The following is a 25,340-nucleotide window of genomic DNA, read 5'->3' as shown; positions in this document are numbered from 1 at the left end:
ACCTGTCGAATGGTCTGATTCGTAAACTCCGCGGGGGTGGGCTTCGGAATACCGAGAGCGCTAACGTCTTCTGTAAGATCGCTCTGTGAAGCAGTCCACGCGGCCGCTCTGGTAGCAGTCGAGTCAACGTTACCTCCGCCACAGGCAGTCAATACATATGTAAAAGCTAAGATAGCACTGCACTTAAGCAGTTTTCTGCGGACCTGTGATGACCGCATGTATTTGTGTTCTGGAACCGGCATTGGGTGTCTCCTATATTTTTGGAAAGTTCTCGTGTGTACATCGCGAGCGACCAAAGATAACTAGGATTGAGGTTCACATATATCAAGAATTGCGAGCGCTATCGAGAAACGCCGAAGGATTTCCCTTAGCTTCTGCGAAGGGTATTCCCCAGTGAGGGGCTGAAGGCCGCAACGCTACTGTTATCGCTTCGGTCTGAATTCGTTATGAGTACTACACACAAAACATCAAGCGGCAACACCGGTGAGCTCCTGCTTACTACGGATGGCCTCCCATCGTGGGGCGGGTTTCCCATTGTTGTAGCCCGATCTGCGGAACGCGGGACTTGGGCTGGGGAAGCGCTATCTCACTTCTACCTAGCCGTCGTTTTACGTGGCGCTTGTGCCGTGGACCTCCGCTATGGCACCAAACGAAGGCACGTAAACTTCACACCCGGTTGTGTTGCCGCTTACCCTGCTGGGCAACATTGGGACAGCCTAAGCTACGAAGGAGCCGTGGAAAGCGTCAATGTTTCTTTCGACTGGAGTGCGCTCGGATCCTTGGCTGATGAACCTGCGCTGACGCACCAACTCAGCGCTGTCTACGCTTGTGTGACAGATGAGTCGATAGTAAGTCTCGCCAAGTGCCTGGCTCGCGAGGCAGCAGATGGAGGTAGGTCGGGGCGGTTATACGCGGAGTCGCTCTGCATCGCCTTAGCACAGCGCGTACGGAGCATTGCCGATGAGGGTGCGGGACGGAAAGCCAACAAAGCCGAAAGTGCTCGCTTCTCACCAATCCAGGTGCGATTGATCAGGTCATATATCGACGCTTTTCTATCAGAACCTTTAACCGTTTCGGCACTTGCAGGGAATGCGGACATGAGTGCTAGCCACTTTGCCGCTCGCTTCAAAGCGACATTCGGCCTCCCGGTTCATAGATATGTCGTACACGAACGGATACGCAAAGCGAAGGAGTTGCTGCAGACTGGGTACGAAGCAGCGCATGTTGCGTCGGCATGCGGGTTCGCGACGCAAAGTCATTTCACAGAGACCTTCAGAAGGCTGGAGGGCATTACTCCAGTAGCCTACCAAAAGAGCCGCCGGTGATTCAGTAGGTAGGGACCAGTAAGCCGGCGCCAAATCTCGACCAGCGTGTTGCGAGAAATACGTCTGCTAGGTTGGCAGGGTTTGACCTTCTTACCTCCACCCATCTCACGGGGATACCAGCCTACGCAATCGTAGGAGACGAGGCGACCGATAGCTCATTTCTAACAATTGTTGGCTTGCTCAGCGTTGGGTGGAACACCGGCTCGTCGAGCACATCGCTTACCGTGTGTATCCAGAGCACTTGTGAATCGCCCCGGGTTTGAACTGACCCCCAGAAGTTGGACAAACTTCAAGGGGTTTCATGAAGAAGTATCAGACAGAGTTCAAGCTCAAAGTGGTCAAGAGTTTTATGGCTGGGGACGGTGGGGCAAAGCTGCTGGCGCGCCAATGGTCTGTGCCTGAGGAGAAGATCCGCACTTGGGTGAGCCACTACCGCCTGCACGGCATTGACGGGCTGCGCCCCAAGCGCAGCACGTACAGTGCGCAGTTCAAGCTGCAAGTGCTGTCCCATCAGGATCGCGAACAGCTCTCCAGCCGCCAGGTCGCAGCGATCTATGACATCCGCAATCCCAACCAAGTCGTGGTCTGGCGACGCAATCTCGATCAAGGCCGCCTGCAGGCTATCGAGAACGAGAAAGAAGAGCGTCCCAAGATGAAGCTGGAAGGCCGCTGCGCAGCGCCATCGAACAAGGTTGCCGCCGACGCAGCGCAAACCCTACGAGAAGAGAACGAACGACTGCGCGCCGAGGTCGCGTACCTAAAAAAATTGCAGGCCTTGATTCGGTCGAAGAGATCAGCTGCGCCGACAAAGCGCGTCTGATTGCCGGGTTGAGGCATCACCATAAATTGGCATACCTGTTGCAGGTCGCAGGCCTGCCACGCAGCACGTTCTACTACCAATGCCAGGCGAGCCAGCGCGCCGACCAGCAAAGCGCCTTGGAGGCCAGGATCCGCACTGTCTATGACGAGCATAAAGGGCGCTACGGCTACAGACGGATCACGGCCGCGCTATGCAATGCAGGGGCGGAACCGATCAACCACAAGTGCGTGCAGCGCCTGATGCGCAAGATGGGGCTGCGCGCGTTGATTCGGGTGAAGAAGCGATCCCGGCATGTTCTAGGCGTCAGCGATGCGCACGTGCCGAACTTTCTACAGCGCGACTTCCGTGCGACCGCACCAAACCAGAAGTGGGCAACCGATGTCACCGAATTCAATGTGAATGGCCACAAGCTCTACCTGTCAGCTTGCATGGACCTCTACAACGGCGAGATCGTCGCGTACCGCATGGCAAGGCGTCCAGTCTTCGAGTTGGTTTCCGGCATGCTCGAGGCAGCGCTGGCGCGGACCGCTTGCACGGGGGAACTGATCGTCCACTCGGACCAAGGTTGGCACTACAAGATGCAGCCCTATCGAGCGATGCTTGTGCAACGGGGAGTCAAGCAAAGCATGAGCCGAAAGGGCAACTGCTTTGACAATGCGGCAATTGAGAGCTTCTTCGGCACCCTCAAGGCTGAGTACTTCCGGCTTGCCGCGCCCGACAGCCTTGATACGCTCGAAGCGGGCGTGCATGATTACATTCACTACTACAACCATGAGCGCGTCAAGCTCAGATTGAGCGGACTCAGCCCGGTGGGATACCGACTGAGAAACAGCGACTGATTGGCGGCAAGGTAACCGTCCAACTTCTGGGGGTCAGTTCAATCCCGGGGCGATTCAGAAAGACTTTTCGCCGCGCGCGTAGAAAGGCCGATCGTCCTGCTGGCCTAAGGAGCTACTTGCGATGCTCTTTACGCGAGCAACGAGTCCAGCGTGCTGTTGAGTTCTGCAAGTGAAGTGCCGGTCCCAGGAAGCTGGTGTACACGAGTACCATCAACATACAGCAGCGTAGGGTAAGAATTCACGCCAAGTTCTCGAGCCAAAGCGAAGTCAGCTTCTGCCTGCGACTGCGCAGAGCCATCAGCGAGGGCCCGCAGCACTTTGAGCTCGTCCAAACCGTTTCTTAAAGCGATGGCAGCGACGGTGCTCGGTTCCGACAGACTCAGGCCATGTTGAAAGAACGCCTCTAGCAGTTGGTGGGCCCAATCGACGGCGCGATCAGGAGCTTGAAGCTTCAGGGCCGCCATCGCAGCTCCGGCATGGCTTGAGTTCATTTCAAAGGAGCCTTCTTCAAGAAGCTTCTTGAACTCTTCGCCGAATTCAGCGCCAGTGAGCCGCGTGATCCTCGCGTTGGCCTCGGGGATGTGGGTCAAAAAGGAAATGGGGCTGACCCGTTTTCCCGTGAGAAGGCCACCCGAAACAGCCGCGAAAGCTACGCGGTCGCGGTTTGCCGCTTCAAACTCACTTACGCGATTGGAAAATCCCCAGCACCAGCCGCAGTAAGCATCGAACACGTACACGACAGTCGGCTTGTTCAAGTTGAGTGAATTCATATCAAAAGTTCCTCAAACGATTCTGTTCATCAATCCATATCCTTAGACATCCGCGTAACGATGCTCGACCGAGTGCGAGGACAGGTAGGGGACGTCAAGGCAACACCAGAATTTCAGATTTGTGGTTCCGCGGCAGGGACCTCGGCCGCAGCAAGTTCGGCAAGCCAGACTGGCAATGTGCGGGGTGCGAAGCCAAGGAGCTGCTGCGCAGAGGTCGCGGTAGCGATGGTGTTGGAAGGAACACGCTGCAAAGCTAGGTAGAGCCCCGTCACTCCACTCGCTGCAGCCTCGCCGAGCATCGGAACTAGGAGTGCTTTGAACGCAAGCGGAGCGACCTTCTCGAACCGCACGGGCCGCCCAAGATACTGTGCAAAGCCGGCGGCCAGCTCCTCACCTACCAACCCAGGTAGGTGCCCCACCCCCACCACGCCAGTGACCGAAGAGTCGATCAGCAGGCGCTCGGCAACTTCGGCCACGTCCAGGTGAGAACTCCAGGAAACCGCCAGATCATCACGCACGGGGTAACGCAAGACGCCTTCCGAGGCGATGTTGTCGTGCACCATCGGCAACAGCATGTTCTCCAAATACAGGCGAGGTGCGACAACTGCCATCGATACGCCGGACTTCCCGACTTCCTCGATGAGGATGGCTATGGCCGATTCTGGCGCGGCCTGTAGCGGCGACTTCGGATCGTCAACGATGGCGCCGCTAGTGGAGATCACCACACGCTGAGGCCGAGCCACCGCAATGGCCTGCGCAATCTTGTGGGCGTAGTTCACACGCGCAGCCTCATCGGCGATGGGAAGGTGAACAAACACACCGTCGGCGTCGCGGTAGGCTGCGACCAAAGAGTCCACGGATTCGTTGTCGATGGAAACCGTCTCGATTCCCAGAACGGTCTTGTTGCGATGAACAGCGGCAATGGCTCGCTTGCCTGACTTCGTCAGACGACGCAGCAGCGGCGCGCCTTGTGCGCCTGTGGCGCCATGGATGATGTAGCTCATTTAGGTTCTCCCTTAGGTTGAGAAAAGTGACTTAACGGTGTGGAATCGCTATGATGCATTTCATGCACCAGTTACTTCAACTGCACTAATAGAGAAAAGATGGAACGAGCGCAAAAACGACCTGAAAAGCTCCCCGACTGCGGTGTCGGACGCTTTTTGATCCTGCTGGACGGACCATGGGCCACACTGATCGTGCGTGAGCTGATGCGCGGGCCGCTCCGGTTCACTCAATTGCGAGAACTCCTACCTGCGATGAGTGCCCATACGCTCACCCATCGATTGCGGCGATTCGAGCGTCACGCGCTGGTCACGCGCACCGCATACGCTGAAATCCCGCCAAGAGTGGTCTATGAGTTGACGCCGCTGGGTTACTCACTGCGCGACGTGCTTGGTTCCATGCAGCGTTTTGGAGACTCGATACCGGATGCACTTTTGGCACAGGTCGAATAGTTACTCCCCGCAATCACTTCAAGGACGGAGCCAAGGGCCGATTTGTTGGATGGTCAAGGCAGCAATGGCTGCACTGCAGACGTCCAAATTCGCAAGGCGACTGACTGCAGAGGGCCCAAAGGCGACGCTGACACGCCGCCACGGGCGGGACAGATCTTGCTACAGCTTTGCGGGGCAGCTTCTAGCGCATCGATTGGCTATCGACGAATCTGATCACCGAGTGCCGGGGCGTACGCGGTATCAAAACCCAGTCGTTCAGATAGGTAACCACCGCAGGGCAGACCGTCATCGCTCCGTAGGTTCGTCTCGCGTTCTCAGGGTCGGTGAAGTGCACATCAATTCGTTTTCCGCGTCGGATTACAAATTTGATATTTAGGCTCGTACACCCATGGCTCTGCTTTCCGCGTGAAACGCCAACGAGAGTGAATTGACTGAAGTCGACCTTCGGTGTGCCTATGCTCTCAGCATCCCGCGGATTGGGTTCTAATTTGCCCATCGCCCAGATCTCATCCCACTGTTGCTGGGTTCGAACTACGTACTCGGCATTTGGCCATTCGCGTGGCGACAACTTGTCAGTTTGCAGCCGTAAAAATTCAACGTGCTCAAGTATCTCCTGTGCCAATGCGAACGCCCCAGATGCCGCAAGCAGCACTCCGAAAACGACACCTCTCTGCGCAAAGCTCCTGAAGGCTGTAGGCGACATAAACAACTCCCGATTACGCCATCGTAGCGCTGACGTGGGGGACGCTAACGGGCCCGAAGCGGACACCGCTCAGAGCAAGATTCGCTCAATGCTGCGCGGTGAGGGCGGGCCTTATTCAAGGGGCACTGCTCCTCGCTGACTCCAGACGAACGATGAGTGCAGCGGCTGCCAATGACAGCAATGACGTCGTCAACATCGCCGCCACAACATACGCACGTGCATTCGACACTTCGATGAACAGTCCGGCGAAAAAGGCAATGGCTCCTGCTCCTGCCGTCGTGATTGCAGATGCCAAACCTAACGCTGTACCAGACAGGCCTGCATAGACGGAAAGCACACGGCTGTTCGCGGCGGGCATCGTTAACCCATTTCCTAATCCGATGCATACGCATGGACCAAAGAATGCCAGGGGGTGATTGATCTGCAATGCAGCTAACGCCCCACCAATCAACAATCCTGCGCAAGTCAACAGCCGTCCGAAAACAATCAGTTGAAGTGGCGTCAAGCGCACGCCATACCGCGCGGCTGCGAAGCTACCAATCATGAAGCCCGCAGGCACCAGCCCCAGGTAAATGCCGACCATCGTCGTGGAGATTTGGGTTGTCTGCACAGCCACGGCAGGTGCACCGCTGATGAAGACATAGAGCGTACCAATGGTAAAAGCCATGCAGCAGGCATATGCCCAAAACCGCGCAGAAATGAGCAATTGTCCGTATCCAAGGTACGGCTGCATCATTGAGGTGGACCGACGACGATTGGTTTCGGGCAGGTAGCGCAGAACAAGAGCGATGGCACATGCGCCGAGTATTGCGAACGCGGCAAAGTTTGCCCGCCAGCCTAACCAGCTAGCCAGCAATCCGCCCACTGTAGGGCCGACCATGGGAGCGATTGCATAGGCTGAGGAGACATATCCGATTTGACTCACCATTCGCTCACCAGCAGTGTCCCGGATCACTGCCAACGACATTGCGAAACCTGCTACGGCGCTCCCTTGAAGTAGCCGAAACCCCAGAAAAATATAGATGTTTCCTGCAAAGGAGCATCCGATGGAGCCGATCACAAAAATCACCAATGCGGCCAGCAGAACAGGCCTTCGCCCAAATCTGTCGGATAGCGCGCCGGCAATCAAATGTGTAAATGCGGTCGCGACGGCATATCCCGCCACGGCCATATTGATTGTGGCGAAATCGGTTTCGAGTTCTCTTGCAATGCTAGGCATCGAAGGAACGAACATGTTGAACGGCAGAACGCCGAGAGCTGACAGGGCAATCAGCAACGCCAATGGCGGAGCGCTTTGATCGTGTGAACGCAAAATGGAACTCCCAAGCCGCTGACTCAGAAAAGAGGGCGGGTGACCTGACAACACGAGCCATCCACAAGGATGGGCACTTGGTGGCTCTTGTCGGGTCAACAGGAGCTTGACCTCACTCAGCCTTTGGAGCTAAGTGATGGCCGCGCGCATTGCGCAACGCGATGAGCTTATGAGCTCAAGCCGGATTATGCATGCGCTGTGGAGGTGGCTGTTGGCAGATTCGCCGCTGGTGCGACGGTCTGCTTTTGGCCCAGGCTGTGTGGAAACGCTCAAGAAGCATGCGGGCCAGCCGCATCCCGCATCCCGCAGCACTGAGCCGCATTTTCCACCAGCTCTATTGAGAGCCGTTTCTGGAGCGCCTGGGGCCTTTTGACGCCTTTCAGAGCTTTTCTCGGCCTGTAAAAGCCAACAAAGGCCTCACGCCTTCACCGTCCGCATCGCCTGCATCATCTGCGCGATACCCATCACGCTCATCACCCGCTTGAGGTTGTAGGCCAGCACATGCAGGCTCATCTCGGCGCTCACATGCTTGAGGGTCTTCATCAGGAAGTGCGTCGACCCCATCCAGTGCTTGAGCGTTCCGAAGACATGCTCCACCGTTGATCTGCGCAATGTCATCGCCTCGGGGTTGCTGTCCAGCCGTTGCTGCACGCGCTCCAGCACCTCTTCGTGCTCCCAGCGGCGAATGCGCCGATTGCTGCTTGTCGTGCACTGTGCTTTGAGCGGGCACTTGGGGCAGGCGCTTGACCAATACAGGTGCAGGTGTAGCCCCTTCTCCGTAGTTGCAAATCGATGGATCGCACGTTCACCTGCAGGGCATTGGTACTCGTCATCCTTGGCGATGTAGATGAAGTCGCCTTTATCGAAGCGCCCTTCGGCTTTCGCGTTGGATGTCATCGGCTTGGGCACGAAGGTCGTGATGCCAGCGTCTTCGCAAGCCTTGAGCTGCGTTCCATTGAAGTAACCTCGGTCAGCGAAGACCTGCAGGTTCTCGCTTCCCATGGCTTGGTCTGCGGCAAAGGCCATGTTGTGCAGCTGTGCCCGGTCATTGCCAACGTTCGTGACCTCGTGCGCAACGATCAAGTGGTGCTTTGCATCGACGGCGGTCTGCACGTTGTAGCCCACCAGGCCCGATCCTTTGGCCTGGGTGTGTTAGTGCCAGTGCAAACGTGATCAGCAGTGCCAGTCGAACATTGACCAGGGGCTAGAGCTGGTTCCATTTGAAGCCAACTGTGGATAACTATAGGGTGGATGCTTCGGTAGGTCCTCCTTTTTTTGAACTCGTGGTTGGTATGGCCGAGCCATCAGGCGAGGCCCCTTCCTCCGCGGTCTCGCTCACCTGGGCGGCCACTGCCCTCCTGGTCTGCTCGCGCGTCTTTATGCGGCCCCGGGCTTCGTGCGTGCTGTGACGGAAGCGGTAGGACTCGTTGCCGGTCTCGATGATGTGGCAGTGATGGGTCAAGCGATCCAGCAACGCAGTGGTCATCTTGGCATCGCCGAACACCGTGGACCACTCCGCGAACGTCAGGTTGGTGGTGATCATCACGCTTGTGTGCTCGTACAGCTTGGACAGCAAGTGGAACAACAAGGCGCCACCGGCCTGGCTGAAGGGCAGGTAGCCCAACTCGTCGAGCACGACCAGATCCATGCGCACCAGACTCATGGCGATGCGTCCGGCACGGCCCTGGCTCTTCTCATGCTCCAGGGCATTGACCAGATCGACCGTGGAGTAGAACCGCACTCGCTTGGCGTGCCGGGTGAGCCCAGCAATTCCCAGCGCCGTGGCCAGGTGGGTTTTGCCGGTGCCTGGGCCGCCGACCAGCACCACGTTCTGCGCATCCTGCGTGAACGAGAGGTCCGCCAGTTTCTGGATCAACGCGCGGTCGACCGGCGCGACGGTGAAGTCGAACCCAGCCAGGTCGCGGTGCATCGGGAAGCGTGCCGCCTTCATCTGGTGGGCGATGGAACGCATCGCCCGATCAGCATCTTCAGCCTGCAGCAGGTGCTCCACCAGCCAGCGTGATGCGGCCAGGGTCGTATCGCCGCCTTGCTCCGTCAGATCGGCCCAGGCCGTGGCCATGCCGTTGAGCCGCAGCGCCTTCAGTTGGGCCTGTACATCGATGGAGGTCTCACGCATGGCCCACCTCCTGCCCGTCTAGATGATCCTGGTGGGTGGGGCGCAGCCGGTCATAACGCGCGGTGTCGGCCTTGGGCGCCTGGGTGAGTTGCAAGGACGTCTGCGCCTGCGCCGGCGTGGCCGGGTTGTTCAAGCGGGCCAGCACGTTGCGCACGTGCTCCACGCTGATGCTGCCACTGGGGGCCCTGCCTTCGAGTACCAGCTCGATGGCCACCAGCACCGCTTCCAGCCCAGCCTGCGGCACCACGGCCAGCACCTGTGCCATGACCCGGTCTCCTCCAGGGTGCCTGAGCAGCGACTGGCGCAAACGCAGCAACGGCGCCGGAAGGTCCAGGAACGGCGTGCCATTGCGCAATGCGCCCGGTTTGCGCTGCACCAGGTCGATGTAGTGCTGCCAGTCGTAGCTGGTCTGGCCACTGCCCGGCAGCCGGGCATGGCTGGCTACGACGGCATCTGCGGCCGCCACATCGATTCGTTCGGGATAGACGCGGGTGCTGACGATGTGGCCGGCCCACTCGCACGGCACGGAGTAACGGTTGCGCGCGGCGGCCACCAGGCAGGTGCTGCTGACCCGGGCCAGCCGCTCGACATAGCCGTTGAAGGGGGCCGGCATGGACATGAGGTGAGGCTTCTCCAACTCCCACATCTCGGCCACGGTGAACTGTCGGTGGATCGGATGCGTGGTGTCGCTCCACACCGAACGACACCGCTCGCTCAGCCAGGCATTGAGTTCGATGAACGAGCCGAAGCGACGGGTCGCGGCTTCGATCCAGATGCGCCTGCGGCTGTCCTGCACGTTCTTCTCCACCACCCCCTTCTCCCAGCCCGAGGCGACGTTGCAGAAGTCGGCGTCGAACAGGTAGTGGCTGCACATGGCCGCGAATCGAGCGTTGACGGTGCGCTGCTTGCCGCGCTGCACCTTGTCCACGGCGGTGCGCATGTTGTCGTAGATGCCGCGCCGGGTGACGCCGCCAAGTGCCTGGAACGAGCGAGTGTGGGCATCGAACAGCATCTCGTGGCCCTGGCTGGGGTAGGCCATCAGCCAGAAAGCACGGCTGGCGCACAGCTTCAGGTGCGCAACTTGCATGTTGTAGAACACGCCGCCAACGACCATGGCTTCGACGCTCCAGTCGAACTGGAAGGCCTCGCCCAGCTCGAAGTTCATCGGAACGAACGCCTTGGCCGGACTGGCTGCTGACTCCACCCGCCAGCGCCGGATGTAGTCGGTGACGGCGCTGTAACCGCCGCGGTAGCCCTGGGCCTGTATCTGAGCAAACAAGGCACGGCCGCTGCGCCGTCCCTGCTTGGGGCGATGGCTGTCGGTTGTGAGCGCCTGGTGCAGGGCCGGCTCGAACGCCGTGAGCTTGCCATCGAACTTCACCCGCGCGTACTTCGGCACAACATCGCCGGGCGCCTTGAGCCACTTCTTGACCGTGTTGCGCGACAGGCCCGTGCGCTTTGCGATCTCGCTGAGGGAGAGTTGGTCGCGCAGCCTCATGCGCCTGACCTTGCCAATCATGTCCATGGTGATCACCTTGAATCCCTGCTGAAATTCTCAGCAGGTCAGTGGAACACCCTGGTCAATATTGGATTGGCACTTTGCGGTTTAGCTGGTCAAGATTGCATCGGCACCAACACCTCCTGCATGGACAGCGATATTGCAGGCCTCCTGGAAAAGTTCTTCCCGATTCTGGGTTCGTACGATGAGTGAGTTGATTCCGCTGAGCACAGCGTAGACCCTATTGAGCCGCTGGACCTTAATTTCAGCGTTCTTGCGTTCAGTGATATCAACCACTGAGCCTGCCATGTAGGTGGCGCGTCCGTGTGCGTTCCAGACCGCCTGTCCCTTGGCGTGGGACCAGCGATAGCTACCATCCTTTGCCAAGGCTCTATATTCGACGTCATAGGGAACATGGTTCCTGATATGTGCGGAGAATGCAGCGAGGACTCGCACTCGGTCGGCGGGTTCTAGAAGCGCAAGCCATCCCTCTGCGGTGTTCTCGACATCTTCTTCGCTATAGCCCAAACGCATCTTCCACTGCGGCGAAATCTGGGCCAACCCCGTTTCGATGTCCCAGTCCCACACATCGCCCGTGGACGCTGCGAGTCTGAACCGCAACTCACTGTGACGCAATGCTTCCAGCGTTCTCCGCTGCTCAAGCGCTGACTGCGCATCCCCCAACGCGCGACGCACAGCTGGGGCCAACCTTGCAAGATCGTGCTTCAGGACGTAGTCGGTCGCACCGCTTTTGAGCGCATGGATGACGTGGTCCTCACCGAAGACCTCTGACACCAAAATGAAGGGTGTATCGGGACAAACATCCCTGGCGACTAGAAGGGCATCCAATCCACTAAATTGAGGCAACTTGAAATCCGAAACGATTAATTCGGGTAACTGGTCCTGCAGGGCAGAGCGCAAGCTCTTTTCGGAATCCACAACTCGGATCTCGGGATTCAGAGCCGCTCGCTGCAGAAGCTGCGCAACTAACTCGACGTCACTCGGGTTGTCCGAAACAGCCACAATGTTCAGGGATGCGATCTGCAACTGCCTCTCCTCGCTTCCGCAAGAGTGCGGGTGCGTCACGGTCAGTCTACGCAACGAGCCCTCGGATATCAAGAAATTCGGTCACCTTGCCCCGCTTCACATCTGAGCCCGGTCCTAACTGCCGGTTTCAAGTCAGGCACGCCCATCCCCAGTACAAGCGCAGGCTGCTCAGGCACTGGCGGCGGTGGTACCCAGCTGTTGCTCGGATAATCCGCAAAATCTTGCCCGCCCGCATTTGAGGACCACTTTTGCAGGCGCTTGATGGACATCCATGTGCAGTCCCTTGACGCCGTTAGGCAAGCCCAGTTCCTTACGAATCACCCGTACCAAAGCGGCTTCTCCTGGGTCTAGGTCAACGGTGAGGCGGTCGGTCGGTCGGTCGGTCAATTTTGTCTTCACCGACCTTTCAGGTGTGAAACTTAACCGCGTTCATCTGCGCAGGGCAGCAGCCCAGATTGCAGGGACACAATGTGCAAGAGCTGCGAGGGGCCCCTGAAAACTGCCACTGTCGCGCCCAATACTAGGGCTGCAGAGGTTCGTGCTCTCTAGCGAGCGCCTCACGTCCCTTTGGTGTTAGTGCTAGCACGCGCGCATGGTGTATGCCGGAGAGCGGGTGTGGCAGCAAAACGGACACCAGATCGGCAGCGCGCAACACCCGAAGCTTGTCAATGCTCTCCTCATCTTCAACGGTGATCGGCAACTGAGCTTGAGCGATCTCCCGCAGGTACTCGAAAGGCACAGGCATCTCCTCGAAAAACGTCTGGAAGCGAGAAATTTTTATGTAGTTGTCCGCAACGCTATGTAATAAATCGTTTACCCCACTCCACTCATGGACAAGCGAACTCTTGGGTCGAATGACGACTGCGGATTCGGAGACTCACGGGCTCCGAAGATGCCCCATGGCATCGTCCCTGCGATGGTTGCAATCTCGACAAAAAGCGTTGGACAGTAAATAGCGAGGGTATCGCTATCGCTGATAGTTTGCGGACCGTGCCTGGGGGGAGCCATGGAGCACGAAGCTCGACTATCTGGCTCTTCTTATAGAACACTTCAACACACGCGACATCTGGCGCAGGGCTGCGGCTTTCGAGGTGTCTTTCTCCGCAGCGGTGCAGTCGCTCGGCACCCAGACTTTGTACCCATGCATGTAGGCGTCCATCGCCGTCAGATGGACACACATGTCCGCAGCCAAGCCCACTACGATCAATTCGCGTGCCTTCAGCTGGTGTAAAAGATGGTCCAGCGGGGTTGAGTGAAATGCAGAATGGCGAGGCTTCAGAATTGTTAGGTCGCGCGGTTGGGGGGCAAGCAAGGTAGCAATCTCGCCACGAGCCCCGGCCAGAGCTTGGCAGGCCGTCACCAGCTGTTTGAAATCTGAATGCCAAATCCCGTAGTTGTCATTGGCATAGATGGCGGCAACACCTTTGGACGCCAAACGTTTTTTAAGCTGTGCTGTGGCCCTGGCAGCAGGTAACGCACGCTTGAGCAAGCTCTCCGCGCCCGGAAAGTGCATGGGGTTGATGAAATCCACCAATACTAGAACCGTCGGGCTTGCCTTCAGAGAGTGCTGGTGAGCCCTGTCAAGAATGGTGGTCCTGGAAGTCATAGCATGAACACCTGTGGGCCATCCGAGGTTTCAGTTGCCAGCCTTATCAGGAATGCGCCTGGCCATGGAGCTCTCCTGAAAGTAATCGGTCAGTCTGTTCTCATTGCTGTCGCCTGGTTGTAGGACGTATTCAGTCAGAGATGTCTCCTTCACCCGGCGGAGAATGGAGAAAGCTCCGTCCTTTCGGCGACCCCTATCTGCTTTAGGGGAGGCGACCGAGTGCCTTGATCGCCGCAGACAAAGAGACGGCAGCTCCGCCATAGTCTCGCCACGGTCCGTTACCGGTGCGCAGTCTGCGCCCGACAGATTGAACGTTCCAGTGCGCACCACCGGTGACCCTGCCTAGCTCTTCCCACGATACTGGCACCGACACCCCCATCCCAGGACGGGCTCGGGCTGTCCAGGCGCTGGCGGTGGTAGCGCCAAGTCCATTGCGCAGATAGTCCGCAAAAATCTTGCCCACGCGATTTTTCGGGCCACTCTTGGCTACGAACCGCTGCGGGATGGTGCGTGCCAGGTGTTGAACGACCTCATGGCTGAAGCCTTTGACGGTGTCCCAGTCGTGCAAGCGCTTGATGGGCACAATGATATGCAGACCTTTGCCGCCACTGGTCTTGAGAAACGCTGGCAAGCCTAATTCGGTGAGCATCACGCGTACCAAGGTGGCGGCCTCCTGCACATGTTCCCACAGCACTCCTTCTCCGGGATCCAGGTCAAAGGTAATGCGGTCGGGGCGGTCTATCTTGTCTTTGCGGGCATTCCAGGTGTGGAATTCCACCGTATTCATTTGCGCAGCTGAGAGCAAGCCCTCCAGGCTGCTCACCTCTAGCAAGGGCGGGTGAGACGGGTATAGCGCTTGCGCAAGCTCTCGCACGCCGCTCACCCCCTTTGCGCGCCCAACATCCCAATGTTTCTGGAAGAACAGGTCCCCGTCTATCCCATCGGGTGCGCGGACCAGTGAAGTTGGCCGTGCTTTGAGGTGGGGCATTAACAGCGGTGCCACGGTGGCGTAATAGCGCACTAGGTCCATCTTGGTGATGCCGGTGGACGGATCGATGATGCGGTCCGCATTGGACACGCGCACGCTGCCCACAGCCGAGTCGGCTGCTGGGGTGGTCTTGCTGAGTGGCTGGGGCTTTTCTTGCGGGATGAACTTGGGGGTTTTGTCGCTACGCAAGCCCCTGAACACCGCGTGGCGAATGCGACCCTCATGGGTCCACTCCGCAAAGGACACCTCTGCAAGAAGCCGGGGAGTGACCCAGTGCGCCTTCTTGTCGACCGCCCTGGCGTTCTCAAACGGGTTTTTCGATACCTTGATCCTCTGCAGTTTTGCATGCAAATCCGTCAGCAGTTGCTGACTGAAGCCCGTGCCCACGTTGCCCACATAGCGCAAGGTGCCATCATCGTCATGCACACCCAGCAACAATGAACCAAACCCGAAGCGGGAACCCTGGGGATCGGTGTATCCGCCAATCACAAACTCCTGACGATGGCTGCATTTGAGCTTGATCCAGTCCTTGGTGCGACGCGACACGTATGCACTGTCTTTTCGCTTGCCGATGACGCCTTCAAAACCCAGTTGGCAAGCCGAAGAGACTAAGTCCGAGGGCTGGACATCAAAAGCCTCGCTGAAGCGGATGTGGTCCGAGGAAGACGCACCAATAACCTTGCCAAGTTGCTCTCGGCGTTCCATGAGCGAAAGACTGCGCAGATCGTCGCCGTCCGCATAGGGCAAATCGAATACGTAGAAAACCAGCTTGTCCGTAGACTCGCCATCAAAAGCGTTTTGCAGCGCCTGAAAATCCGGGATGCCCTGTGCATCGGGCATCAATACCTCGCCATCGATCCATCCTGATTTCAGCGGCAGGCTGGCAACCGCCTGCGCAAGGTGCGGCAACTTAGCAGTCCAGTCGTTGCCATTGCGGGTGTACAGGCGCGCCTTGCCATCCTCAACGCGCGCCATCAAACGGTAGCCGTCAAACTTCAGCTCCCAGATCCATTCTTCCGCATCTGCGGGAAGGCCCTCCACCAGTGTGGCGAGCTCGGGAGAGAGTTTGGTGGGGAGGGGCACTACGGGGGCTTTTTTCGAGGTCTTTGGTGGGGCGCTGGGCCGAGTTCGGACGGGTTTTCCTGTTGATCGTTTATCTTGCTGCGGCACTGTGTCGCCCTTCTTAGGCGGCAAGGGCGGCGGGATGGCTGCCACGCTGTCCGGCATTTCGTCTACTACGCTGAAAATCTGTGCAGAACGCTCCAGTCCGTCGCGCTCCTTAATGAGCAGCCAAGGGGGCTGGCGCTCGCCGCTACGGCCGTGCATGCGCACCAAAGTCCAGTGTCCCTGCAGCTTGTGTCCATGAAGCTTGAACTTGAGCTTGCCGTTGCGATAGCCCTCCGCGGGATCACCCTGAGGCTCCCAATAGCCTCGGTCCCAGATGATGACTCGGCCTGCACCGTACTGCTTGGGCGGTATCTCGCCTTCAAAGCTGTTGTACGAAATGGGATGGTCTTCCACCTGCACCGCCATACGTTTTTCTGCCGGGTCAAAGCTCGGTCCTTTCGGAACCGCCCAACTCTTCATCGTTCCCTCGATTTCCAGCCGCAGGTCATAGTGCAGGCGACTCGCCCAGTGCTTCTGAATGACGAACTGCAGCGCTTCAATACCAGGGGCCCCACCTTCTACAGGTTCTGGCGTGATGCTGAAGTTGCGTTTCTTCTTATACGCATCGAGAGCGTCCTTCATAGCCATGGTTCGTTATGCGGCGCGTCGGCCAGTTTTTTTGGAGGCGGGTTTTGTGGGCTTGGCGGACGGGGCGCTTTTATTTTTGGCAAGGGGCTTCTTGGCAGCAGCTTTCTTGGCGGGCGTGGACGGAAGCCGAGTCACGGATGCCTTGGCTTTGCCTGTCGACAGACTGCGCGATTTCTCCGGCGACTGGGAAGACTTTCCCGCCAGGCTACGTTTCAGGAGCGAAGTGAGATCCAACACCTCGGCGCCTGCAGATGCCGGCGGGCTGCTCTCCACCTTCGCAACATCGGCGATGTCTCCGGCTGAGGCCTTCTTCTCCACCAGCGCATTGATTTGGTCAGCAAAGGAGTTGCGGAAGCTGTCCGCATCCCATGCCTGTGTCATGTCATCGATAAGCTGCACGGCCATAGCCATTTCAGCATCTTTGATACCTGCGGTCTTGGGGTCCAAAGGTGGCAGATTCAATTGCTCGAATGATCGAATTTCGCCGCCCCAGCGAAGGAGATTTAATATGAGCGCCCGACCACAAGGTATGAGCACGGCGAGGTGCTGCTTGGACTGGATGACGACCTTGGCCACACCTACCTTGTTACTTTTGCGGAGCGCTTCGCGGAGCAAGGCGTAGACCTTCTCGCCCCGCTTGAGTGGAGCGGTGTAGTAAGGCCGCTCAAGATACACAAACGGAATCTCATCAGCGTCAAGAAACGCTTCGATTTCGATGGTCTGGGTGACTTTCGGAAAAGCAGCTGCGATCTCTTCGGGTGAAAGAACGACGTAGCGTCCTTCCTCGTACTCCACGCCCTTCACGATGTCGGTGCTGGCGATGTCCTTGCCAGTGATCTTGTTGATTCGCTTGTACCCTACTGGCTGCATAGAGCGTTTATCGAGCCAGTCAAAATCAACGCCCGAACTCGCGGTGGCCGAATACAACCCGACCGGGATATGTACGAGGCCAAAGCTGATAGCCCCTTTCCACATGGTGCGGGTAGATGTGGGTGCCTGGCCCCGGTCTTCTGCCATGACGCCGCTCACTGGGAAACAAGGTAATTGTTGACTGCGCCGCCCGAGGGCACGACTGCCACCACTGCCATCCAACAGTGGGGCCAGCCGCGCAGCTCGTAAGGCTCCCCCAATCTGATGAACGCGCCGTCGTGAATAGTTTTGTCGTAACTCATATATCAACTCCTTGAAAGGCACTTAGTCGAAATGCGTCTAGGGACTGGTGGAGGAAGAGACATTCAAGCGCATAAATGGGATCACCGAGCGTGCATGGCAATCAGTGCTTAGCGATACAACTAGACCGTGTGGCTTGCCCCTCCACCGTAGCGCTAAAAAATCATCCCAGCGGTTTCCACCGTGGCGGCTCGGGCTCTGGGTACGGAAACATTTCGCGCCGGGGACGCTGCAACGCTTCCCACTGCCGCATTCGCTTCAGTTGACGGGGTTTGAGAAGTACAGAACCGGAGCGATGGGTCTTCGACATATAGGCCTCCTCAACGCGTGGACCGAAATAACAATGCTGGCCGCCGTTGCGTTGTCACCTGATTTGCGGTGCGTTCAATGCGGCCCTCTGGGGTACTTTGCGTATGAGCCTCACACGCGTGCGTGAAGGCAAGAAAATTTTCGTATGTGAACGCAAGAACCCGGCGCTCGCAATTCTCACAAGAGGGTATTTGCGCTGCACTTTGCTTTCTCATTGGAGTGACCTCCACCATTGCCAGAACGTCACATCAGCGTAGGACATGCACCCAGCGTCCGGGAGCAGGAATCTTTCAATCGAGCGTGTAGGTCATCACCGATTCAAAGCTGGAGTGATCACATTGCTCCGGACTGTCGGGAGTACGGACATTGAGCCTTGTTGGCCACCCACGTTTGCCTACGACTTTCGCCTACATCGACCTCATTCCTGTCTATCGACGATGCAGTTCCCAACGATCTATAAGGGACATTCGGATCCCCTGGCGTTTGACTTCAAAAAACTGGTGGCTTCGGGTTGGCCAATTTTCAAGGAGATTCTGTGGACCACGTCAATGATCACATTGCGCAAGTCACTTATCGAAATATCGAGAACATCCTATGCGCCGAGGACGTTCGAAGGAACAACACTCAGCTTCTTTACCGGGCTGTAGCGAAGGTAACTCAGGCATGCGGCACGGTGGGCTTTCTGGCTCTAAACGCCTTCATTTTTATTGGTTGGATAGTGTTCAACGAGCTCATCGTTAAGTTCGATCCTTTTCCATACACCCTGCTGCTATTTGGAGTGTCGCTCGAAGCGATTTTTCTGTCAGTTTTGATTCTCATCAGTCAGAACATGGCAGCAGCGGAGAGTGAACGTAGACACCATTTGGACCTCCAGATGAATCTACTCTCAGAACGAGAAATTACGGCGCTCATGCGGCTTGTAGTGCATATGGCAGAGAAGAACGGTATCCCGGATGAAAAGACGGAGGAAGTGCGTGCTTTCGCCCACGAAACGGATCCTGCGGGTGTGCTCCATCAGATCGTCCGCGCTGAACACCGACATCGCCTGGTCGTCGCAGGGGAGACCGCCCAGCCCAGGGCCAAAAGTGGCTGATGGGCTCCGCTGAAGTTCGGCCCCTGGGCATATCCCGCGTCACTGGAGCGACTGGCCACGCATTCTTTGCTCGCTCGTCCTACACGAGGCGCTTCCCTCCAAAAATACGATGGCATCGTGAACTTTGAAGCCCAAAATGCCCCTTTCGCTTCTGACCTTTAATCGCGGAGATTTCTCATGTTTGAGAAAGCTGCTCGAAGCCACCTCCCGGTCGCTCGACAAGACATCCGGGGAACGCGGGAAGTCGTGATGCCCTTTACACGAGGGTTGGCAGGACATACGAGTCATCACGAAATTGCGACTCGGGCCGAAGTAGCTCGCCGGATAGCGCACATGAAAGGCTGCGGAGTGAGTGATGAACTTCCCCAGGCGCTGTGGCCCGCCCGTACCTATCTCATCCCAAGCGAAACAGTGGTGGGTCTGGAGCTGGCTAAGAGCATTGGACTTCATGGTGAGGACGATTTGTTCGGAGGTGTCGTACCTCACGCATTTATCGCCTCAAAGGCGATTACGCATCCATTGGTCTCACCCAACTCAAAACGCCCTGAAGGGTGGAATCCTCAATTTCACGAGTTGGTACGTGACGCAGTGCTACCGGGTTACACAGCGTTTTCTCGTTCTGACGCTACAGAGGCCGTGAGGGAGTTGTTGGCACTGGGCCCGGTTCGACTGAAGCCCGTCGCAGAGACAGGGGGTCATGGACAGGTAGTAGTGAAAGGCCTCAAAGAGTTGAATGCATGCCTGTCACAAACGCCGGTTCAAGCATTGCGAGGGCCTGGCCTAGTGCTTGAACACAACCTGTCAGCGGTCGAGACACTGAGTGTCGGGCAAGTTCGAGTTGCTGGCATATTGGCTAGCTACTACGGTAAGCAGCACCTCACCGAGAACAATGCAGGTGTAGTGACATATGGAGGGTCTGACTTAACGGTCGTGCGTGGGGATTTCGGTGATCTATTGAAAACCCTAGCACCGGGCGCGGAGCGCATCGCTGTGGAACAGGCGCTCACCTACGACGAGGCGGTGAGGGGTTGTTTTCCAGGATTTTTTTCTTCGCGTATCAACTACGACGTCGCGCAAGGCCCGAACGCCATGGGCCAGTGGTGCTCTGGTGTCCTTGAACAGTCTTGGCGCATGGGAGGCGCGACGGGCGCCGAGATCGCTGCGCTGGAGGCTTTTCATGAGGACCCAAGTCTCATGCTGGTTCACACAAAGTGTGTCGAAATATTTGGCCCTCTTGTGCCACTTCCAGACGGTGCCGTGAAGTATTTCCAGGGAGAGGATCCTGAAGCGGGATTTTTGACAAAGTATGCGCTGGTGGAAAACCGATGACTACACGACACAGGACCATAAAGATTCCCACAGGAGATCGAACCATTGCTGGAACGTTGGTCGCGCCCGACACAATCGTCCCCGGCGTTTTGCTGGTGCATGGATGGGACGGAAGCCAGGAGCAGTACTTGGCACGGGCTCACGCCATTGCCGCTCTGGGATGCATTTGTCTCACCATTGACTTGCGTGGCCATGCGAACGATCGGGTACAACGTGACATCGTGACCCGCGAGGACAATCTCAACGACATGTTGGCGGCGTACGACACTCTCGTAGGCCATCCCGCCGTCGACGAAGAGTCTGTTGTGTTGGTAGGAAGCAGCTACGGTGGCTACCTGGCCTCGATCCTCAGCGCTATTCGGCCCGTGCGCTGGATGGCCCTGCGCGCCCCCGCCTTATATAAGGACGATGAGTGGCTGACGTCGAAACAGCATCTTGATCGGCAGGAAATTGCCCGTTATCGGGCATTGGAACTTCCAGCCAATAGCAACAGAGCCCTTGCGGCAAGCGCCGCTTTCAAAGGGGATGTTCTGCTGGTGGAGTCGGAGCTCGATCACATCGTCCCCCACACAGTGATCGAGAATTATCTAGCAGCTTTCCTCAAGACCCGATCCATGACACACCGGATGATTCCTGAAGCCGACCATAGCCTTTCTAAGAAAGAATGGAGCAACGCTTACACAGAAATGCTGGTGAAGTGGATGTCGGAAATGCTCGGTCACGCGAGGGAAGGCTTGGCTTCTGGACCAACACTGCGGTAGTGCTATCTCGAGTTGGAGGCTGACAGTAAGAAACTCAGAGGATCACGCATTTCTGCCCCAACAAGGGAATCTCGATAGGGACTCACGATGCAGGGAGGGCAGACAAAGTCAATCCGTCTGCCCGCCTCCTGCAGCGCCGCTGGCCGCAGACAGACCACCGCGATACGGTTCTGACGGCTCGGAGATGGTTCGCAGCGCGTCCATGGTGTCTGTGTCCTCCTCACCCTTGGTGGCCAAGTCACCCAGCGATACCACGCCCACCAGTTGCTGAGCCTTGTCTACCACCGGAAGCCGACGCACCTGCTGGCTGCGCATAGTCTCCAGCGCCGCCGCGACGGTGTCATCCTCCTTGCAATACAACAAGCCCTCGGACATGACCTCGCTAAGCGGTGCATGCACGAGCTCTTGTGCCACCCCCCGCACGACAATGTCGCGGTCGGTGACCATACCCACTAGGCGGGCTCCATTGCAGACAGGCAGGGCACCAACGTCCAACTCACGCATTGCTTGCGCGGCCGCCGTCACAGTTTCACTGGGAGCCATGGTGCGTATGCCTCGGGTCATAACATCAGATACGGTTTGCATGTTGCGTCCTTAAATCAGGTGTGAGGTAGAACGGCGAGAAGAGCTCCAGTCGGGTCTGTGAATGGGCCAGGCAGTAGCGAATTCTTCCGCCTGGCCCAACAGTCAGCATCAGCACGGGCTGAGTCAACCGCAACGATCAAGTCGCATCTTTGGACTTTTGGGTATTCCCCTGGGAGCCGCTGGCGCCGCTGCCGGGTGCAGTGTTAGAACCAGAGTTCTTCTGGTTCTGCTGCCCTTGCTGCTGACCCGACGATCCGGTGTTGCGGGTAGTCCGCCACTGGCTGAAGTCGTCTGAGAACTTCTGGTAACGCTCCTTGCGCCAAGTGTCGTAGTCATCGTCCAGCATGCGTAGCTGCTCATCTCGCCACTGCTGATAATCGGGATCACGGTAGCCTTGGCTCTGCTGCGCGGGCATTGAACCGCGGATGAAACCGTATGCGTTGCCGCCCTGTTCTCGGTCCCCATCACGATAGGACGAAGTGAAGCGACCTTGATCGCGAAAGCCCTGATTGTCAAACGGCGCACTCCACGCATGCGGTTGTTGGTCGGCGTCTTGGTTGTAGGCGGAGCGGCTTTGCGAGCCATACGAGCCGCCCCAGTCTCGGCTTCTTGGAGATGGATATCCCTGCGACTCGCTGCGGAAGTTCCCGCTATCACGACTCATGCCATATTGGCCATAACCCTGCTGCCCGTAGCGCTCTTGACCCGAGCGTTCTTGGTCATAGCGGGCGCCGCGTGTCTCGAACTCCCGGCGATAACCGCCGGTACCGCTTCGTTGATCATCGCTGCTGTAGCCCTGGTGGTTGCTGCGCTCGCCGAGCCGCGTGTCATCGGCATCTCTGCCCATGCCGTGATGGGAAAAGTTGCTATCGTCGCTGTCTCTGTAGCCCATTGTTGACTCCTTGTGAAGTGGTTGAAAATTTGCACACGAACACCATGGGTGGGTCGTGTGAAGTTCATGTTCGGTGGGCGCAACAGAGCGTTTTGTAGGTCAGTTCCTATAGGCTTGTGAGCCCAGGGCGATGTGGTGTAAGAAGGAGCACTCGGTGTAGCAAGACGCAAAGACAATCTGCAAGTGAGCGATAAGACCGCCTTTAAAGGTTAGGGCGGAAACATTCCAGCCGATACCGGTTGGATGTGTGGAGGGGCCGCCGACGACGGCTGAAGAAAAGTCTTGCGTAAGTCGAGCTTGGCGACCTCGCAGAACATGGGCGTTGCGCGCCGTTCTGTGCTTCTCCCATCGCCGGGGCGCCCCCCCCGAAAGTAGCTGATGCGCCATTCGTTCAATACGGAGATCCGCACCTAAACCCAACTCCCCCGCCATGCCAATCCGACGCGAGGGTGAGTGGTGCGGTCGTGTACGTACTGACTGAGACGCCGCAGGCTGATGAGGTGTTCGGCTCTCATTTCTCCAGCAGCGCTAGTAGCTCGACACGGCAAATCGATAGCCGGCCTCTCAGGCATACGCAACTGTCCGACAAGGCGAGCAGAGCTCGGATGACGCTTTAACCCTCGGAGTCTTTTAGCCTGAGGGTACCTAGCAATCGTGCTAGCGATCTACTTCATAGGAGCTATCAAATGTCTACCTTGAAATCCCTAAAAGCTGCGGCTGCTGTGCTTACATCCTTTTCCCTCATCAGCCTTGCAACCGCACAGAGCAATCCGCCGACTACTGCAAATCCAAACCCAGCCACTGGGGCAGGCCAGCAAAGCTCTCAGAGCACACCCATGGGAAGTACTGGTACTCAAGGAAACTCCAACACCGGGACTCCTGCATCTTCATCTGATATGGGCAGTTCCGGCTCAACGTCCAACTCTGCCAACCCTGCTGCGCCTGCACAGTCGAATGCAGGAGCATCGGCAAGTCGTCCTCCCCGTGCTGACCGAAACTGAGAATTCAAACGAATGTACAAGGGCGACGTCGCGAGCAAAATATCTGCAGCTTCGAGCCCTTTTCTGATTTCCCGGCAGAAGGAATTATTCTGGACTACGGCGCGTAACTGGCGATGCCTGCCGGAGAAACCATTTCCCGTCCACTTGTTGCGAACAGAGCACAGATGCAATTGGCACACAACATCAAAAGTCCATAACAGCGATCTCTGGGGACATTTGCTGGGTATACAAAATGCAGTCAGTTGTTGATGCAAACTCATCGGTCGTCGGCGAGGAGGATCCGGGTGCTGGTCTGGAATCCGTCCGGGGGTATATGCAACAGCAGCAAATGCAGCTGAGCGACCATGTCCAAATGGTGTGCAGAACGGGCGGTGAAGAGCTTTGTATAGAAATTCGTCCAAGTGAAAATAGCCCCTGTCCGACTTTCACGCATCTTCTTGAGCTCGTAGTCGGGCACCACAACTCCATCGCAGATGCCGTTTGGGATGTGTTTCAGGCAACAGGTCAACACCAGCTTGAAGTTGCAGTCTGCGAGAGAGTGGACGGGACACTCGCTGTAAAAATTGATCATCACTAACTCCAATACGTCGTGCATTGACTTCTGAACTCGTCGCATTGTGGTGAAGAGGGGTTCCAAGGACACGCTGCGCTTTGATCGAGGATGAAGAAAGCTCAGCTTGGGACTAGCCCGCCTACCCCCGGAACGGCACCGGCACAGCCAACTGCAAAAACCAGGTGCACTTGACCACGGAGTCCACTGCAACGTGACCACACGCGCCACATCTGCTTGACCGACCGGACCAGGGCCCCGTGCCAATCGGAGTTGCTCGGCGTAGGAGCTCCTCCTCCTCTGACAAACATCAGATCCCCACAAAGCTACCTTGCAGAACCGAAACGCGCTAGGTCGCATGCTGTTCGGACTGCCATCGGCAGGTGGTAGGGGCTTGGCTGATCATTGAGTCCGGCAGACTTGCCACCAATCCGTTCAATTGACTATGAGATTGGGCGCACTCGACTGGCACGTATCAGCACTCTGCAGTGGGCCATTGCGCTGCAGGCATGGAGAGGGCTGCCATGCATCGGTTCTACCCGAGTCATGTCAACGTCTGAATCAGGCTGGTTGCTGTCGCTCGACCCGAAGTCGTTGAACGACTGCTGCGATCGAGAGCAGACAGTGAAGAACATCACTGGGCGTTTTCTGAACCGCAAGAACTGACATAGCTACCGTGGTCACTCGTGGACAACGGCATCTAAAAGGCGCATCGTATTTGTCCCCTCTACTCGATGGGAGACCATCATGGAATCCGCTCCAGTCGTCGTTCATGCGAGCCTTGGAACAAAGGGAAAATCGTTGGTCAGAAGGCTCCCTTCAAGCCTAAAGACATCTGGGCGCTACGCGTGCGCCTCCAGATGGAGAGCCGGGTGCGCGATCTTGCACTCTTCAATCTGGGAATAGACAGCAAGCTGCGCGGATGCGACCTGGTCGCCCTCAAGGTTCGCGATGTTTGCCATGGCGACCAAGTCGCCTCGCGAGCAATGGTCTTGCAGCACAAAACCCAGCGCCCCGTCCAATTCGAGATAACGGCGACCACCCGTGAAGCACTTCAGCAATGGATCAAGGCAGCCGGACTGAAATCAGAAGACTTTCTTTTTCCGAGCCGACTTCACAAGTCTCCGCACCTCGGGACGCGCCAGTACGCCCGGATTCTCGAGCACTGGGTGGTGCAGCTTGGGCTCGATCCAGCAGAGTATGGAACGCACTCCATACGGCGCACCAAGGCTACGCTCATCTACCGGAGAACCAAAAACCTACGTGCGGTCCAGCTACTACTGGGCCACTCAAAAATCGAATCAACTGTCCGCTACCTTGGCATTGAGGTTGACGATGCTCTTGAGCTATCCGAACAGACCGAAATCTGAGTTGAGAGAGCACCGTATTTCCATAG

The 25,340-nt window shown here is 57.4% G+C and carries 21 protein-coding genes and 1 pseudogene; 6 read left to right on the top strand and 16 right to left on the bottom strand.

Annotated elements, in window-relative coordinates; genetic code table 11:
* Nucleotides 1-1,626: 1,626 nt before the first annotated feature.
* A protein-coding gene (locus tag ASE52_RS25285; protein ID WP_241777052.1) for an IS3 family transposase occupies nucleotides 1,627-2,984 on the top strand; the annotation gives its coding sequence in 2 pieces (ribosomal slippage) (nucleotides 1,627-2,104 and nucleotides 2,104-2,984; 1,359 coding nt in all).
* A gap of 128 nt (nucleotides 2,985-3,112) precedes the next feature.
* Here the strand turns inward: ASE52_RS25285 and ASE52_RS18845 are convergent.
* Both ASE52_RS18845 and ASE52_RS18840 read right to left on the bottom strand, forming a co-directional pair.
* Nucleotides 3,113-3,754 (bottom strand): DsbA family protein, encoded by a 642-nt coding sequence (locus tag ASE52_RS18845; protein WP_057228271.1) that lies wholly within the window; start codon nucleotides 3,752-3,754, stop codon nucleotides 3,113-3,115.
* A 113-nt stretch (nucleotides 3,755-3,867) separates the two neighbouring features.
* Entirely contained in the window at nucleotides 3,868-4,758 is an 891-nt protein-coding gene (locus tag ASE52_RS18840) for an NmrA family NAD(P)-binding protein (protein WP_057228269.1), read from the bottom strand.
* Nucleotides 4,759-4,857: 99 nt separating this feature from the next.
* On the opposite strand from ASE52_RS18840, the gene ASE52_RS25280 reads away from it, so the two are divergent.
* Nucleotides 4,858-5,208 (top strand): helix-turn-helix domain-containing protein, encoded by a 351-nt coding sequence (locus ASE52_RS25280; RefSeq protein WP_082606933.1) that lies wholly within the window; start codon nucleotides 4,858-4,860, stop codon nucleotides 5,206-5,208.
* A gap of 181 nt (nucleotides 5,209-5,389) precedes the next feature.
* On the opposite strand, the gene ASE52_RS25960 is transcribed toward ASE52_RS25280, so the two are convergent.
* From ASE52_RS25960 to ASE52_RS25955, 11 genes and pseudogenes are all read right to left on the bottom strand, one after another.
* Nucleotides 5,390-5,911 (bottom strand): hypothetical protein, encoded by a 522-nt coding sequence (locus ASE52_RS25960; protein WP_158004175.1) that lies wholly within the window; start codon nucleotides 5,909-5,911, stop codon nucleotides 5,390-5,392.
* 115 nt (nucleotides 5,912-6,026) lie between these two features.
* The gene (locus ASE52_RS18835) at nucleotides 6,027-7,193 is read right to left on the bottom strand and encodes an MFS transporter (RefSeq protein ID WP_057228267.1); all 1,167 of its coding nucleotides are present in this window, start codon (nucleotides 7,191-7,193) and stop codon (nucleotides 6,027-6,029) included.
* Between the two features lie 447 nt (nucleotides 7,194-7,640).
* A pseudogene (locus ASE52_RS18830) lies at nucleotides 7,641-8,363 on the bottom strand (transposase); the annotation flags it as partial.
* Between the two features lie 100 nt (nucleotides 8,364-8,463).
* Nucleotides 8,464-9,360, bottom strand: coding sequence for an IS21-like element helper ATPase IstB (istB, locus tag ASE52_RS18825; RefSeq protein ID WP_057228265.1), 897 nt, complete (start codon nucleotides 9,358-9,360; stop codon nucleotides 8,464-8,466).
* Complete coding sequence (gene istA, locus ASE52_RS18820) at nucleotides 9,353-10,885, bottom strand: IS21 family transposase (RefSeq protein ID WP_057228587.1); 1,533 nt, start codon at nucleotides 10,883-10,885, stop codon at nucleotides 9,353-9,355. Before istA ends, istB begins: the two co-directional genes overlap by 8 nt.
* An 81-nt stretch (nucleotides 10,886-10,966) precedes the next feature.
* Nucleotides 10,967-11,905, bottom strand: a complete 939-nt coding sequence (locus tag ASE52_RS18815) for a PAS domain-containing protein (protein WP_158004174.1) — start codon at nucleotides 11,903-11,905, stop codon at nucleotides 10,967-10,969.
* A 520-nt stretch (nucleotides 11,906-12,425) separates the two neighbouring features.
* Nucleotides 12,426-12,650: a hypothetical protein gene (locus ASE52_RS18810; RefSeq protein ID WP_228896126.1), complete on the bottom strand. Its 225-nt coding sequence runs from the start codon at nucleotides 12,648-12,650 to the stop codon at nucleotides 12,426-12,428.
* A 279-nt stretch (nucleotides 12,651-12,929) separates the two neighbouring features.
* Entirely contained in the window at nucleotides 12,930-13,511 is a 582-nt protein-coding gene (locus ASE52_RS18805) for an isochorismatase family cysteine hydrolase (protein ID WP_057228261.1), read from the bottom strand.
* Between the two features lie 202 nt (nucleotides 13,512-13,713).
* The gene (ligD, locus tag ASE52_RS18800; protein ID WP_057228259.1) at nucleotides 13,714-16,254 is read right to left on the bottom strand and encodes a DNA ligase D; all 2,541 of its coding nucleotides are present in this window, start codon (nucleotides 16,252-16,254) and stop codon (nucleotides 13,714-13,716) included.
* Between the two features lie 6 nt (nucleotides 16,255-16,260).
* On the bottom strand, nucleotides 16,261-17,271 hold the full coding sequence (locus ASE52_RS18795) for a Ku protein (RefSeq protein WP_057228257.1): 1,011 nt from the start codon (nucleotides 17,269-17,271) through the stop codon (nucleotides 16,261-16,263).
* An 8-nt stretch (nucleotides 17,272-17,279) separates the two neighbouring features.
* A complete protein-coding gene (locus ASE52_RS25955; protein WP_158004173.1) occupies nucleotides 17,280-17,426 on the bottom strand; it encodes a hypothetical protein in 147 nt (48 codons plus the stop codon).
* Between the two features lie 842 nt (nucleotides 17,427-18,268).
* Here ASE52_RS25955 and ASE52_RS18790 point away from each other — a divergent pair.
* The 3 genes from ASE52_RS18790 (at nucleotide 18,269) to ASE52_RS18780 (ending at nucleotide 20,916) form a co-directional block, all read left to right on the top strand.
* Nucleotides 18,269-18,826: a DUF1003 domain-containing protein gene (locus tag ASE52_RS18790; RefSeq protein WP_057228256.1), complete on the top strand. Its 558-nt coding sequence runs from the start codon at nucleotides 18,269-18,271 to the stop codon at nucleotides 18,824-18,826.
* A gap of 177 nt (nucleotides 18,827-19,003) precedes the next feature.
* Entirely contained in the window at nucleotides 19,004-20,155 is a 1,152-nt protein-coding gene (locus ASE52_RS18785) for a DUF3182 family protein (protein WP_057228254.1), read from the top strand.
* A complete protein-coding gene (locus tag ASE52_RS18780; protein WP_057228252.1) occupies nucleotides 20,152-20,916 on the top strand; it encodes an alpha/beta fold hydrolase in 765 nt (254 codons plus the stop codon). The genes ASE52_RS18785 and ASE52_RS18780 overlap by 4 nt, the downstream gene beginning before the upstream one ends.
* 108 nt (nucleotides 20,917-21,024) lie before the next feature.
* Here the strand turns inward: ASE52_RS18780 and ASE52_RS18775 are convergent, their stop codons facing one another.
* From ASE52_RS18775 to ASE52_RS18760, 3 genes are all read right to left on the bottom strand, one after another.
* Nucleotides 21,025-21,501: a CBS domain-containing protein gene (locus ASE52_RS18775; protein ID WP_057228249.1), complete on the bottom strand. Its 477-nt coding sequence runs from the start codon at nucleotides 21,499-21,501 to the stop codon at nucleotides 21,025-21,027.
* A 136-nt stretch (nucleotides 21,502-21,637) separates the two neighbouring features.
* Nucleotides 21,638-22,393: a hypothetical protein gene (locus ASE52_RS18770; protein ID WP_057228247.1), complete on the bottom strand. Its 756-nt coding sequence runs from the start codon at nucleotides 22,391-22,393 to the stop codon at nucleotides 21,638-21,640.
* A gap of 1,257 nt (nucleotides 22,394-23,650) precedes the next feature.
* Complete coding sequence (locus tag ASE52_RS18760; protein ID WP_140426269.1) at nucleotides 23,651-23,965, bottom strand: hypothetical protein; 315 nt, start codon at nucleotides 23,963-23,965, stop codon at nucleotides 23,651-23,653.
* A 713-nt stretch (nucleotides 23,966-24,678) separates the two neighbouring features.
* Between ASE52_RS18760 and ASE52_RS18755 the strand changes: the two genes are divergently transcribed.
* The gene (locus ASE52_RS18755; protein WP_057228241.1) at nucleotides 24,679-25,314 is read left to right on the top strand and encodes a tyrosine-type recombinase/integrase; all 636 of its coding nucleotides are present in this window, start codon (nucleotides 24,679-24,681) and stop codon (nucleotides 25,312-25,314) included.
* The last annotated feature ends 26 nt before the right edge of the window (nucleotides 25,315-25,340 follow it).

It is taken from the genome of Acidovorax sp. Root275 (assembly GCF_001428965.1).
GTDB lineage: Bacteria > Pseudomonadota > Gammaproteobacteria > Burkholderiales > Burkholderiaceae_C > Acidovorax > Acidovorax radicis.
The sequence above is the reverse complement of the archived record's forward strand: the minus strand, read 5'-3'. Positions and strand labels throughout refer to the sequence as shown.

Coding starts and splice junctions, on each gene's coding strand:
- ASE52_RS25960 (WP_158004175.1), bottom strand. CDS start 5,911: ATGTCGCCTACAGCCTTCAGGAGCTTTGCGCAGAGAGGTGTCGTTTTC.
- ASE52_RS18760 (WP_140426269.1), bottom strand. CDS start 23,965: ATGATCAATTTTTACAGCGAGTGTCCCGTCCACTCTCTCGCAGACTGC.
- ASE52_RS18775 (WP_057228249.1), bottom strand. CDS start 21,501: ATGCAAACCGTATCTGATGTTATGACCCGAGGCATACGCACCATGGCT.
- ASE52_RS18845 (WP_057228271.1), bottom strand. CDS start 3,754: ATGAATTCACTCAACTTGAACAAGCCGACTGTCGTGTACGTGTTCGAT.
- ASE52_RS18770 (WP_057228247.1), bottom strand. CDS start 22,393: ATGGGCTACAGAGACAGCGACGATAGCAACTTTTCCCATCACGGCATG.
- ASE52_RS18810 (WP_228896126.1), bottom strand. CDS start 12,650: ATGCCTGTGCCTTTCGAGTACCTGCGGGAGATCGCTCAAGCTCAGTTG.
- ASE52_RS18755 (WP_057228241.1), top strand. CDS start 24,679: ATGGGAGACCATCATGGAATCCGCTCCAGTCGTCGTTCATGCGAGCCT.
- istA (WP_057228587.1), bottom strand. CDS start 10,885: ATGGACATGATTGGCAAGGTCAGGCGCATGAGGCTGCGCGACCAACTC.
- ASE52_RS18795 (WP_057228257.1), bottom strand. CDS start 17,271: ATGGCAGAAGACCGGGGCCAGGCACCCACATCTACCCGCACCATGTGG.
- ASE52_RS25955 (WP_158004173.1), bottom strand. CDS start 17,426: ATGAGTTACGACAAAACTATTCACGACGGCGCGTTCATCAGATTGGGG.
- ASE52_RS18840 (WP_057228269.1), bottom strand. CDS start 4,758: ATGAGCTACATCATCCATGGCGCCACAGGCGCACAAGGCGCGCCGCTG.
- ASE52_RS18805 (WP_057228261.1), bottom strand. CDS start 13,511: ATGACTTCCAGGACCACCATTCTTGACAGGGCTCACCAGCACTCTCTG.
- ligD (WP_057228259.1), bottom strand. CDS start 16,254: ATGGCTATGAAGGACGCTCTCGATGCGTATAAGAAGAAACGCAACTTC.
- ASE52_RS25280 (WP_082606933.1), top strand. CDS start 4,858: ATGGAACGAGCGCAAAAACGACCTGAAAAGCTCCCCGACTGCGGTGTC.
- ASE52_RS18780 (WP_057228252.1), top strand. CDS start 20,152: ATGACTACACGACACAGGACCATAAAGATTCCCACAGGAGATCGAACC.
- istB (WP_057228265.1), bottom strand. CDS start 9,360: ATGCGTGAGACCTCCATCGATGTACAGGCCCAACTGAAGGCGCTGCGG.
- ASE52_RS18785 (WP_057228254.1), top strand. CDS start 19,004: ATGTTTGAGAAAGCTGCTCGAAGCCACCTCCCGGTCGCTCGACAAGAC.